Source organism: Paraburkholderia tuberum STM678 (genome assembly GCF_902833905.1).
Taxonomy (GTDB): Bacteria; Pseudomonadota; Gammaproteobacteria; order Burkholderiales; family Burkholderiaceae; genus Paraburkholderia; species Paraburkholderia tuberum.
The window spans coordinates 22,479-34,778 of sequence record NZ_CADFGP010000068.1 but is presented as its reverse complement, the minus strand read 5'-3'; the positions used below and the strand labels follow the sequence as shown (position 1 = coordinate 34,778).

The window sequence follows — 12,300 nt, the reverse complement described above, 5'->3', positions numbered from 1 at the left end:
ACCTTGATCTGCGGCCATCGCGAGCGTTTGTTGCTTCATCGTGTTTTGCGTTTGTCGTTTCCTGTGCGCTCTATAACGCTTGAGGCGCACATTCGGTGGACTTAATCAGCGTTGCCCTAAGCATTCTGTCGCCACTGTTCCAGATTTGCTTGCGGTATGGCAAGTGCAGAACGATACATCCATTTGACGCGTTGCCGGGATCGGTCTGGCTGTCGCCGTGGATCATGAAGGCGGAACGTTCGCCTAAGCACGTTCCGCAAACCGGGTTAAGCCGCATCGAGAACGGTCCAGTTTTAGGGTGCGGAAACGGTGCCGTAATTTCATACAGGCCAACGGGGATTGGTCCCCAGTCGCGGACATACTGGCTACTGTGTTTATTCTTGTGCTCTCCCTTGCCGGAATATCCCTTATCCGTGATTAATTTGTCGTTGTGATACAACAAGTGGCTCTCATGCTTGTAAATCCACACCATCGTCTTTTCCTCATTGGTTGTACGAACCAACGATTACACCAGATCATCTGGCTGCCCGCAATTTTTAGGATCGTCGGCGGAATCTGTGGGTGAATTATTGTGCGCGGCTAGCCAGGTGAAGCTCGATTCCGATACTGATAGAGCTTGCGACATGTTGCATCAAAGGAATCCTGTTCTGACTCGGAGATAGCTGGCCAAATGAGGGGGCCGCCATCTTCTTCGATGAGTTCGTCCAGGAGGGTTTCCGCCGGGATGGCAAGGCGATCAGGATTTTCATGGCGGCGTCGAATCATTTCGCCGCCGAGCATCCAAATGTGATCGCGGTGCCGAAGCAATGTCTTGCGTGCGTATCCCAAGGTCAGGAGATGCTCAAGGAAAGGCGTGAGTATGGCAACGATTTCCCGTCCAGTCGAAATATCCTCATCGTCGACTCGCCACGACGCAGGCCAGTTATGCAGATCTGGGACGTACAGCGCGAGCGCTTGCTGTTCGGTGACAATGGCGGCTTTGTCCTTGCCGGTTCTGAGCTTTCTTACCATGTTGCTGACCCGTCTGCTTAACGCCTGTCATCATTTTCCCGGCTTTGTATATGAAGGTGCACGGCTGTGCGAGGCAACCCAATCCATCGAGATCGACGTTCGGCCGCGCAAGGGTTCGAAGCCGATTTGCTCATGCTGTAACCAGCCTGCGCGGGGTTACGACTCGCTCACGCAGCACCGCTTCGAGTTTATCCCCGTCTGGGGCTTTGCCGTGTATCTGCTCTATACCATGCGGCGCGTCGATTGTCGTACCTGTGGCGTGAAGGTCGAAGCTTTGCCGTGGGCCAATGGCAAGCACACGCTCACCCGCGCTTACATGATCTTCCTGGCGCAATGGGCTCGCAAGTTGTCCTGGAAAGAAACCGCACTCAGCTTTCGAACCAGTTGGGAGAAGGTCTTCAACGCAGTGCAATGGGTTGTCGAGTGGGGGCTGGATCACCGGGAACTCGGAACGATCAGCGCTTTCGGTGTCGATGAGATCCAGTATGGGAAAGGACACAATTACCTCACGCTCGTCTACCAGATCGAGGCCGGGTGCACGCGACTGCTCTGGGTCGGACAGGAGCGCACGAAGGAAAGCTTTGCGAAGTTCTTTGCCATGATCGGACAGGAGCTGTGTGAGAAGGTTGAATTCGTGTGTTCGGACATGTGGAAGCCTTATCTCGAAATGATTGAGCGTCATTGCCCCAATGCACTGAATATCCTCGATCGCTTCCACATCGTCGCGAAGATGAACAAGGCGATCGACGAAGTTCGTGCGGACGAGGCCCGGCGCATGACTCGCGATGGTTACGAGCCGGTGCTGAAGAAATCGCGTTGGTGCCTGCTCAAGCGCCGCGAGAATCTCACCGGCAAGCAACGCACCCGCCTCAAAGACGTCCTTCAATACAATCTGCGCACCGTACGCGCGTGGTTGCTCAAGGAAGAGTTCCAGCAACTCTGGGACTATAGCTCCCCGACGTGGGCGGGCAAATTCCTTGATCAATGGTGCACCGACGTCATGCGTTCACGCATCGAACCAATAAAGAAGTTTGCCCGCACGGTGCGCTCCCACCGGGAGCTGATCCTCAACTATTTCCGGGCAAGAAAACAGTTCTCCAGCGGGGTGGTCGAGGGATTGAACAACAAAGCGAAAGTGACCATGAGAAAAGCGTACGGCTTCCGAACCTTCAGGGCGACAGAAATCGCGCTTTATCATGCACTTGGAAAACTTCCCGAGCCTCCATGCACCCATAGTTTCTACTGACGAACCAATTTTTAAGATATACGTCAGTTTGATCTGCATCCGCGTATCGAGCCGACAGAGGCAAGTGCAATTGATCGCGAAAGATCACGGCGAATATGAGTATGGGGCCGATTTGTGGGGAAAACAGAACCACGCCGCAACGATTACCGGCGCAACACACAATGTAAAGAATGCGAATCAAAGCGACAAAAAAGAACGCGAAGATGCAGCCGCAACGAACGTTCAAAACGCAAATGTGCAAAAGCCGGACGTTACGAAGGTCGGCGAAGTGAAGCCTCAAGCCACGAAAACCGCAGCAAACGAAAGCCGCAAAACGAAAACGTCTGTTACCGTTGTGAAGGAATGCGCGCCGTTCAGGATTGGTATCGAAGGAATCCGCACGGCATTCATTCGCGAATTCGGCGGGCGCCGATATTTTTTATGCGGTAGTCGTCGCTACGACGCTCACCGGCACCTGCACGCACACCGCGCGCAACACCGTCTCCTTGATCACCTCGCGCCAATGCGCGAGCGCCGCCTCGTCCATCAGCGGCTCGCCGAGAAACGCGCCGAGCGTGTACTGATTGGCGTTATAGAAATAGCCGAGCGACGCGATCATCAGATACACGTCGCGCGCCGCGATATCGGCGCGAAACACGTGCTGCGCGCGGCCCGCCTCCAATAGCCTCTGCACGACCGAAATCGCGTAGCCCGAAATCTCCTTGAGCTTCTGCGATTTTTTCGCATGCTTGCCCTGGTGCAGATTTTCGCTCGACAGCAGCGTCACGAACTCCGGGTGATCGAGGTAGTACTGCCAGACGAACTCGACCATCTGTTCGAGGCCATGCACCGGATCGCGCAGATCGAGATCGAGTTTGCTTTCCGCTTCGTTGAACTGCGTGTAGATCGTCTCCAGCACTTCGATGAACAGCTGCTCCTTGCTGCCGAAGTAGTAATAGATCATCCGGTCGTGCGAACGCGCGGCCTTCGAAATACTTTCGATGCGGCCGCTTGCATAACCCTGCTTCGCGAACACCCTGATGGCCGCCTTCAGGATTTTGGCGCGCGTGTCCTGCGCCTGTTTCGCGCGGATACCGATGGCGCCCGGCTTGCGAGCGGCGGTTGGGCTCATGACGGTCTCGGATCTCGTTGTCAGCGTAGGTTTGAACGGCGGGCGCGCAGACTCGGCACGCCGATGCCGCATTGCACCATGATCCCGCGTGACGGAAAATACGTTGCACAGTCGATTTTGATCGAGTAGATTTCAATCGAGTTTGGTGTAGAAGATACTACATGAACGGTGAGTGACCGCAACATGAAAATGGGCGGCCCACGCGGAAGTGCCCTGAAACCGGGACGATTCGCGCACCACGCAGCACCGCCAGCCATGTCGCGCCTGTGATGTCGTACGGAACCCCACGATGACGGAACATACGAAGGTCGATTTCGGTGCAGAGAGTGTCGATCGCGATACCGCGTCGACGCCGGGCCCAACCGTGCTCGCAAAGTCGGCGCCGCGCAGCGAGCGCATGGCCGCGAACAAGATCGAATGCAATGCGTGTCCGGTGCTGTGCCAGATCTCGGAAGGGCGCACCGGCGCGTGCGACCGTTATGCGAATGCGGATGGACGGTTGATACGCGTCGATCCGGTGGTGTTTCTGTCGCGTGCGGATGATGCCGACGCCGATCAGGCAAATGCGACGATCGAATTCGGCGCACCCCCCGCCGCCGACCAAAGCACCGTCGAACCGGCCCTCTTCGTCACCGGCGTCGGTGCCTCCTCGACCTATCCCGACTACAAGCCCGCGCCGTTCATCGTCGCGTCGAAGCTCGACGACGTCGACATGGTCACCGTCGTCACCGAAGGCATCTTCAGCTATTGCAGCTTCAAGGTGAAGATCGACACCGACCGCTTTCTCGGCCCCGAACAGGCCAACGTGCGCTGCGACGGCGAGATCGTCGGTCACGTGAGCACGGCCGAATACGGCTCGCAGATGCTGAGCCTCGGCGGCGTCCATCATCTGACCGGCGGCAGCAAGAAAGAAGGCCGCGTGACCTGCGACATGATGCTCGCGCTCGGCAACAAGGAGGCGGTCGAGCTTGGTATCGACGGCGGCGCGAGTCTCGTGATTCGCGCCGGCGTCGCGCCGATCGTCGACGGTGTCGAGGAGCAGCGCATGCGCGTCGGCTGCGGCTCCGCGACGATCGGTATCTTCGCGAAGCAATGGTTCGGCCACGTCGATGAGGTGGTGGTCGTCGACGATCACATTACGGGCGTGCTGACCGAGCACCAGGCGGGCCGCTGCCTCGGCATGACGCGCTCGGGACTCAAGATACGCGGCCGCAAATCGACGCCGGGCCGCTATTTCCAGGTTGCCAATCCTGGCACCGGTTGGGGGGGCACCGACATTCAGGACCCGCTCGCGATCGTCGAAGGATTCGATCCGTCGGTCGCGAAGCCGGGCATGCGCGTGCTGATGGTCTCGACGACCGGCGAACACGCGCAATGGTACGAACTCGACGCACAGCTCGTGCCGCGCATCGCGCCGATGCCCGACGCGGTGCGCCGCACGGTCGAGCGGATCGGCGAGAACTGCGAGCCGTCGCTCGCGACGGTGCTGTTTCTCGGCGGCGCGGGCGGCAGTCTGCGCGCCGGCGCGACCGAGAATCCGGTGCTGCTCACGCGCGCGATCAAGCGCAAGCTCGTCAACGTCACGTGCGGCGGCGCGCCGGCTTATGTGTGGCCGGGCGGCGGCATCACCGTGATGGTCGACGTGACGCGCATGCCGGACCGCTCGTTCGGCACGGTGCCGACACCGGCGCTCGTCGCGCCGATCGAATTCACGATGACGTACGACACGTACCGCGATCTCGGCGGCCACGTCGAGGCGGTGCGCTCGTTGCAGAGCGTGCTCGCGAGCGGGCCGACGCATACGGAAGGCGCGCCGCTCGCGCGGCGGACGCTGGCTCGCGATCCGGACAATCCGTGGCCGCCTGCAATGTCCGGTTAAGCACCCTGACTAAAAAATCACGCGATGACCCCCACCCGAACCCGCCTCGACGAACACCGCTGGCATTGGCAGCACGGGCCGATCGACCTGATCCTCGGCGCCGACGGCGAGCCCGACGCGGTGCGTGCCGCATATGACGCATGCTGGGAGCGCTTCAGTCCTGTGCTGGAGGAGCTGGTCCGGGAATTGAACGTGCTTCGCCAACCAGTGCAGGCTGTGGCGGCACGACATGATTGCCCGCTTCGAGGGCCGGTCGCGACGCGTATGTGGCGTGCGTGTCATCCGCATCGTTCGAGCTTCATCACGCCGATGGCGGCGGTCGCGGGCAGCGTCGCCGACGAACTGATCGCCGCGTTCGCGCGCGACGGCATCGCGCGCGCCTTCATCAACAACGGCGGCGACATCGCGCTGCACCTCGCGGCGGGGCAGCAGTATCGCGTGGGCGTGTTGGCGGACCTCGCGCAAATTCCGGGCACGCGTTTCGCGCACGACCCTGCGCTCGACGCGCATCTGACGCTCGACGCTCGGCAGCCGATTCGCGGCGTCGCGACGAGCGGCTGGCGCGGCCGCAGCTTCAGTCTCGGCATCGCCGACAGCGTGACCGTGCTCGCGCGCGATGCCGCGAGCGCCGACGCCGCCGCGACGATGATCGCGAACGCGGTCGATCTCGACCATGCGGGAATCGTGCGGCGTCCGGCGTCGTCGCTGAAGGACGATAGCGATCTCGGCGATCTGCTGGTGACCGTCGACGTGCCGCGTCTGCCGCAGCCGCTGATCGATTTCGCGCTCGCGCGCGGCGTCGATGTCGCGAAGCGGTTGCGCGACCAGGGTTTGATCGAAGGCGCCGCGCTGTTCCTGCAAGGACGGGCGCGGGTCACCGGCATCGACGATTCACGCGCGTTGTCCGCCACGCGCGCTTCACTGACAACGGAGGCTCCGTGTTCGAAATACGCCGCGTGCTGACGCACGTCGAAGACATCTTTCACGAGTTCGGCCCCGCGCCCGCGCAGCCGCTCAGACGAGGCGCGATCGCCGCGGTGATGACGAATCCGTTCGCGGGCCGCTACGAGCCGAAAATCGAACCCGCGATGGAAGCGCTGAAGCCGCTCGGCTTCGAGATGGCGCAGCGGCTGCTGACGGCGATGGCGGTGCCGCATGCGTCGATCGAAAGCTATGGGAAGGGCGCGATCGTCGGCGCGCGCGGGGAACTCGAGCACGGCGCGCTATGGCATGTGCCCGGCGGCTACGCGATGCGCGAGCTGCTCGAAAAGCACGGCGTGCCGACCCACGCGATCGTACCGTCGACGAAGAAGGTCGGCGCGCCGTCCACCGCGCTCGACGTGCCGCTCACGCATGTCAACGCGAGCTACGTGCGCAGCCACTTCGATGCGATCGAAGTACGCGTGCCCGGCGCGCCCGCCGCCGACGAGATCGTCTACATCCTCGTGATGAGCACGGGGCACCGCGTGCATGCGCGGGTGGGCGGCCTCGCGAAAGAGGCGATCGTCGGCAAGGATGGCTTGCGCTGAAGCGGCGCGCGGCAACCATACAGCAAGGCAACGAAACTCGGAGAGCGCAAATGGCAATCAGGCTTCGCAAGCTGGTCGTGCAGGTCGACGAAACACGCATCGAAATGGGCCAGACCGTCGAGCCGCCCGCGCGCCGCGCGGTCGCGATTGCGGTGATCGATAATCCGTATGCGGGCCGCTACGAAGCGAAGCTCGACGCGCTGATCGAAGCTGGCGAGGAACTCGGCGCGCTGCTCGGCAAGCGCTGCGTCGAGGCGTTGGGCATCGCGCCCGGGGAGGCGCAAAGCTACGGCAAGGCGGCGATCGTCGGCGAGGCGGGCGAGCTCGAACATGCGGCCGCGATCCTGCATCCGAAGCTCGGCGCGCCGCTGCGCGCGGCGGTCGAAAAGGGCGCGGCGCTGGTGCCGTCGGCGAAGAAGATCGGCACGCTCGGCACCGCGATCGACGTGCCGCTCGGCCACAAGGACGCCGCCTACGTGCGCAGCCATTTCGACGCGATCGAGGCGCGCGTGGCCGATGCGCCGCGCGCGAACGAAATCGTCGTGGCGGTCGCGGTGACCGCGTCGGGCCGGCCGCTGCCGCGCATCGGCGGCCTGCAGGCGAGCGAGATCAAGGGCGAAGACGGTTTGCGCTGAACAATCGCTTTTTCGCCGCTTTTTTGCCTGCGCTTGTTGCGCGGGTTGTTTCGCTGGTAGTGTCCTGCCGTTGACGCGGGCGCGCATGGTGCCGCCCGCGCTGCAACGTCCGCCGATCGGGCCGCTGCGCATGTTGCGCGCGCGCCGTTCGGCGAGCTGCCGAGGGTCGCGATGCTTTCGAATCTGCTGGTACAACTGGTCAATGGACTCGCCGACGCGTCGACGCTGTTTCTGGTCGCCGCCGGTTTGTCGTTGATCTTCGGCGTGACGCGCATCGTCAACTTTGCGCACGGCTCGTTCTATATGTTCGGCATTTACGTAGCGTATAGCATCGCGAGCCGCTTTGGCCACACGGCGGGCGGCTTCTGGCTGTCGGTGCTCGCCGCCGCGCTCGCGGTCGCGGTGTTGGGCGCGCTCGTCGAAATCGTCGTGTTGCGGCGGATCTATCAGGCGCCGGAGTTATTCCATCTGCTCGCCACGTTTGCGCTCGTGCTGATCTTTCGCGACGCCGCGCTATGGCTTTGGGGCCCCGACGATCTGTTCGGCCCGCGCGCGCCGCATCTCGCGGGCGCGGTCGACTTTCTCGGCCATCCGCTGCCCACGTACGACATCGCGCTGATCGTGATCGGTCCGGTCGTCTTGCTGCTGCTGTGGTACGCGTTGACGCGCACGCGTTGGGGCACGCTCGTGCGCGCCGCGACGCAGGATCGCGAGATGCTCGGCGCGCTCGGCATCAATCAGGCGTGGCTGTTTACCGGCGTGTTCTTCGTCGGCGCGTTTCTCGCGGGACTCGGCGGCGCGCTGCAAGGGCCGCGCATGTCGGCGAACCTGTCGCTCGACCTCGAGACGATCGGCAATGCGTTCGTGGTCGTCGTGGTCGGTGGCATGGGTTCGATTCCGGGCGCGTTCGTCGCGGCGTTGCTGATCGCCGAGATCAAGGCGCTGTGCATCGGTATCGGGCACGTGACGATCTTCGGCATCGGTTTTTCGCTGAGCCGCTTCACGCTGGTGGCCGAATTCGTCGTAATGGCGGTCGTGCTGGTGGTGCGGCCTTGGGGCTTGCTCGGCCGCGCGAGCGCCGCGGTGCGCGCGATGGGTACGCCGGAAACGCCATTGCGTCCGGCGGGCAGGCGTCTGAAGGGGCTGGCCGCCTTCGTGTTGCTGGTGCTCGCGCTCGCGCCGCTCGCGGCCAACGCGTACCCGTACATGCCGGTGCTGCTGGTTGAAATCCTGATTGCGGTGCTGTTCGCGGCGAGTCTGCATTTCATCATGGGTCCGGGCGGCCTGCATTCGTTTGGCCATGCCGCGTACTTTGGACTTGGTGCTTACGGCGCGGCGCTGTTTCTCAAAGTGCTGAATCTGCCGATGGAAGCCGCGTTGCTGCTCGGGCCGCTGCTCGCGGTGGTGGGCGCGCTCGTGTTCGGCTGGTTCTGCGTGCGCCTGTCTGGTGTCTATCTGGCGATGCTGACGCTCGCATTCGCGCAGATCGTCTGGTCGGTCGTGTTCCAGTGGGACGACGTGACGGGCGGCAGCAACGGCGTGCTAGGCCTGTGGCCGTCGAACTGGCTGTCGTCGCCGGTTGCGTTCTACTACCTGACGCTCGCGTGCGCGGTGCTCGGCGTGTGGCTGCTGCGCCGCATGCTGTTCTCGCCGCTCGGCTATGCGATGCGCGCGTCGCGCGATTCCGCGCTACGCGCCGAGGCGATCGGCATCGACGTGAAGCGGGTTCAGTGGGCGTCGTTCGTGATCGCGGCGTTGTTCTGCGGACTCGCCGGATCGCTGTACGCGTTTTCGAAGGGCAACATCTCGCCCGAAGTGATCAGCGTGAGCCGCTCGGTCGATGGCCTCGTGATGGTGCTGCTCGGCGGCTTGCAGACGTTGAGCGGGCCGATCGTCGGCGCGGCCGTGTTCACGTGGCTGCAGGATACGGTCGCGCGCCAGACCGACTACTGGCAGGCGCTGCTCGGCCTCGCGATCCTGCTGCTGGTGATCGCGTTTCCGCAGGGGATCGTCGGCTTCGTTCGCGAGCGTTTCGGCGACGCGAACGGCGATCAGGCCGACAAGACCAACGGCGGCGCCGCGTCGCCGTCGCAACGGGCCGCCGCGGTCAAGGAGGGGCTATGAGCCTGCTGCGCGTAAGCGGTCTGTCGAGATCGTTCGGAGGACTGAAGGCGGTCGATAACGTTTCATTCGATCTCGAAGCGGGTCAACTGCTGGCGCTGCTCGGCCCCAACGGCGCGGGCAAATCGACTTGTTTCAACATGGTCAACGGCCAGTTGCAGCCGTCGTCGGGTTCGATTCTGCTCGACGGTCACGAACTCGTCGGCATGCGGCCGCGCGATATCTGGCGGCGCGGCGTCGGCCGCACGTTCCAGATCGCCGCGACGTTCAACTCGATGACGGTGCTCGAAAACGTGCAAATGGCGCTGGTGTCGCGCGAGAAAAAGACCTTCGGCCTCTGGAAGCCAGCGGGCTCGCACCATGCCGACGAAGCGTTCGCGCTGCTCGAACAGGTCGGCATGGGCGCGCACGCGAAGCGCGCGTGCGGCGTGCTCGCGTATGGCGACGTGAAGCGCGTCGAGCTTGCGATCGCGCTCGCGAACCGGCCAAAGCTGCTTTTGATGGACGAACCGACCGCCGGCATGGCGCCGAAGGAGCGCAACGAATTGATGGCGTTGACCAAGCGGCTGGTGACCGAACACGAGATCGGCGTGCTGTTCACCGAGCACAGCATGGACGTCGTATTCGCGTACGCCGACCGGATGATCGTGCTCGCGCGCGGCAAGCTGATCGCCGAAGGCGACGCCGACACGATCCGCAACGACGCGCGCGTGCAGGAGGTCTATTTCGGCACCGGCAAGACGTTCCGGCCGCACGCGCCACTGCAAGACGCGTCAGGCACCGCGCGGGATCGTGGAGCATTGCAATGAGCGAACCGATGCTGAAAGTCTCCGGCCTCAACGCGTTCTACGGTCGCGCCCACATCCTGTTCGACGTCGGCCTCGAAGTCGGGCGGGGCGAAGTGGTCGCGCTGATGGGCCGCAACGGCGCCGGCAAATCGACGACGATGAAAGCGGTGATGGGACTGCTGCCGCGCCGCCACGGCGAAGTGACGTTTCGCGGCCAGAACATCAGCGCGCTCGCGCCGTACAAGATCGCGCGCATGGGCGTCGGTTTCGTGCCCGAGGACCGCCGCGTGTTCGCGGACCTGACGGTGATGGAAAACCTCGACACGGGCCGCCAGCCGCCGCGCGAAGGCGCGCCGCAATGGACGCCCGACAAGCTGTTCCGCCTGTTTCCGAATCTCGGCGAAATGCCGAAGCGCCCCGGCGGCCAGATGAGCGGCGGCGAGCAGCAGATGCTGACCGTGTCGCGCACGCTAATGGGCAATCCGTATCTGGTGCTGCTCGACGAACCGTCCGAAGGCGTCGCGCCGGTGATCGTGGAGCAGATGGCGAACATGATTCTCGAACTGAAACGCGAAGGGCTATCCATTCTGTTATCCGAACAGAATCTGCACTTCGCTGAGCTGGTCAGCGACCGCGCGTATGTGCTCGAGAAAGGGCAGATCCGTTTCAGCGGGACGATCGGCGAACTCGCACGGAACGAAACAGTGAGGCGCGCTTATCTGAGCGTGTGAATTCATCGGGTAGTGTCGGCGAAAGGAGAGGCAGATGGCAGCAGAGACGTTGACAGGCTTGTCGGGCAAGGTCGCGGTAACGAACATCGGGCTGCTGCTGTCGGGCGATATCGATCAGCCGATTCTCGACGCGGACACGCTGGTGATCGACGACGGCGTGATCGTCGCGCTCGGCCGCGAGAAAGACTGCGATCTCGAAGGCGCGCGCACGACGGTCGACTGCAAGGGCACGACGGTCGCACCGGGCCTGATCGACTCGCACGTGCATCCGGTGTTCGGCGACTGGACGCCGCGCCAGAATCAGCTCGGCTGGATCGAGTCGAATCTGAACGGCGGCGTGACGACGATGATCTCGGCCGGCGAAGTGCATTTGCCTGGCCGTCCGAAAGACGTGCTCGGCGTGAAGGCGCTCGCGATCACCGCGCAGCGCTCGTTCGACGGCATGCGCGCGGCCGGCGTCGGTGGCGGCGTCAAGGTGCTGGCGGGCGCGCCGGTGATCGAGAAGGGCATGGTCGAGCAGGACTTCAAGGAGCTGTCCGAAGCCGGTGTGAAGCTGCTCGGCGAAGTCGGCCTCGGCAGCGTGAAGGGCGGCGAGGAAGCGCAACAGATGGTCGCGTGGGCGCGCAAGTACGGTATCCAGAGCACGATTCACACGGGCGGTCCGTCGATTCCGGGCTCCGGCCTGATCGATCGGGACGTGGTGCTCGCCGCCGATGCCGATGTGATCGGCCACGTCAATGGCGGCCATACGTCGCTGTCGTACCGGCACGTGTGCGATCTGTGCGAGCAGTCGAGCCGCGCGCTCGAAATCGTCCACAACGGCAACGAGCGGATCGCGTTGCTGACCGCGCGCCATGCGATCGAACTGAAATGCCCGCATCGGATCATCCTCGGCACCGATAGCCCGGCCGGCTCCGGCGTGCAGCCGCTCGGCATTCTGCGCATGATCGCGCTGATCTCGAGCCTCGCCGACGTCCCCGCCGAAATCGCGTTCTGCTTTGCGACCGGCAATACCGCGCGGCAGCGCCACCTGCGCCAGGGGCTGATCGAGGTGGGCCGTCCCGCCGATCTCGTGTTCATGGACCGCGCGCAGCATACGGCCGCCGACACGCTGCTCGAAAGCGTGCAGCTCGGCGATATTCCGGGTGTGGGGATGGTGATGATCGATGGTCTGATCCGCTGCCGGCGCAGCCGCAATACGCCGCCCGCGACCGAAGTGCCGGTGGTGCTGTGAACGCGCGGCGCGACA

General features: G+C 63.3%; 12 protein-coding genes. 9 read left to right on the top strand and 3 right to left on the bottom strand.

Going from position 1 to position 12,300, the window contains the following annotated elements:
- Positions 1–70: 70 nt before the first annotated feature.
- Positions 71–502 carry a tlde1 domain-containing protein gene (locus HWY30_RS35155; RefSeq protein WP_244145127.1) on the bottom strand — a complete coding sequence of 144 codons (432 nt, stop codon included), beginning with the start codon at positions 500–502 and terminating at the stop codon, positions 71–73.
- A 77-nt stretch (positions 503–579) separates the two neighbouring features.
- Positions 580–1,011 (bottom strand): hypothetical protein, encoded by a 432-nt coding sequence (locus HWY30_RS35150; protein WP_090807251.1) that lies wholly within the window; start codon positions 1,009–1,011, stop codon positions 580–582.
- Here HWY30_RS35150 and HWY30_RS35145 point away from each other — a divergent pair.
- Positions 1,010–2,257, top strand: coding sequence for an ISL3 family transposase (locus HWY30_RS35145; RefSeq protein WP_090807249.1), 1,248 nt, complete (start codon positions 1,010–1,012; stop codon positions 2,255–2,257). The two genes, HWY30_RS35150 and HWY30_RS35145, sit on opposite strands and share 2 nt — an antisense overlap.
- 418 nt (positions 2,258–2,675) lie before the next feature.
- Here the strand turns inward: HWY30_RS35145 and HWY30_RS35140 are convergent, their stop codons facing one another.
- Positions 2,676–3,368: a TetR family transcriptional regulator gene (locus tag HWY30_RS35140; RefSeq protein WP_090807247.1), complete on the bottom strand. Its 693-nt coding sequence runs from the start codon at positions 3,366–3,368 to the stop codon at positions 2,676–2,678.
- Between the two features lie 289 nt (positions 3,369–3,657).
- Here HWY30_RS35140 and HWY30_RS35135 point away from each other — a divergent pair, with 289 nt between their 5' ends.
- The 8 genes from HWY30_RS35135 to HWY30_RS35100 all read left to right on the top strand — a co-directional run bounded on the left by HWY30_RS35135 (position 3,658) and on the right by HWY30_RS35100 (position 12,285).
- On the top strand, positions 3,658–5,247 hold the full coding sequence (locus tag HWY30_RS35135; RefSeq protein ID WP_090807245.1) for a 6-hydroxynicotinate reductase: 1,590 nt from the start codon (positions 3,658–3,660) through the stop codon (positions 5,245–5,247).
- Between the two features lie 24 nt (positions 5,248–5,271).
- Positions 5,272–6,210, top strand: coding sequence for a UPF0280 family protein (locus HWY30_RS35130; RefSeq protein WP_090807243.1), 939 nt, complete (start codon positions 5,272–5,274; stop codon positions 6,208–6,210).
- Complete coding sequence (locus HWY30_RS35125; RefSeq protein WP_090807241.1) at positions 6,186–6,776, top strand: amino acid synthesis family protein; 591 nt, start codon at positions 6,186–6,188, stop codon at positions 6,774–6,776. Before HWY30_RS35130 ends, HWY30_RS35125 begins: the two co-directional genes overlap by 25 nt.
- Positions 6,777–6,826: 50 nt before the next feature.
- Positions 6,827–7,411 carry an amino acid synthesis family protein gene (locus HWY30_RS35120; protein WP_027195794.1) on the top strand — a complete coding sequence of 195 codons (585 nt, stop codon included), beginning with the start codon at positions 6,827–6,829 and terminating at the stop codon, positions 7,409–7,411.
- A 171-nt stretch (positions 7,412–7,582) separates the two neighbouring features.
- Positions 7,583–9,535 (top strand): ABC transporter permease, encoded by a 1,953-nt coding sequence (locus HWY30_RS35115; RefSeq protein WP_090807239.1) that lies wholly within the window; start codon positions 7,583–7,585, stop codon positions 9,533–9,535.
- Positions 9,532–10,341, top strand: coding sequence for an ABC transporter ATP-binding protein (locus HWY30_RS35110; protein WP_090807237.1), 810 nt, complete (start codon positions 9,532–9,534; stop codon positions 10,339–10,341). Before HWY30_RS35115 ends, HWY30_RS35110 begins: the two co-directional genes overlap by 4 nt.
- The gene (locus tag HWY30_RS35105) at positions 10,338–11,051 is read left to right on the top strand and encodes an ABC transporter ATP-binding protein (RefSeq protein WP_018423559.1); all 714 of its coding nucleotides are present in this window, start codon (positions 10,338–10,340) and stop codon (positions 11,049–11,051) included. The genes HWY30_RS35110 and HWY30_RS35105 overlap by 4 nt, the downstream gene beginning before the upstream one ends.
- Before the next feature lie 34 nt (positions 11,052–11,085).
- Complete coding sequence (locus tag HWY30_RS35100; RefSeq protein ID WP_090807235.1) at positions 11,086–12,285, top strand: amidohydrolase family protein; 1,200 nt, start codon at positions 11,086–11,088, stop codon at positions 12,283–12,285.
- The last annotated feature ends 15 nt before the right edge of the window (positions 12,286–12,300 follow it).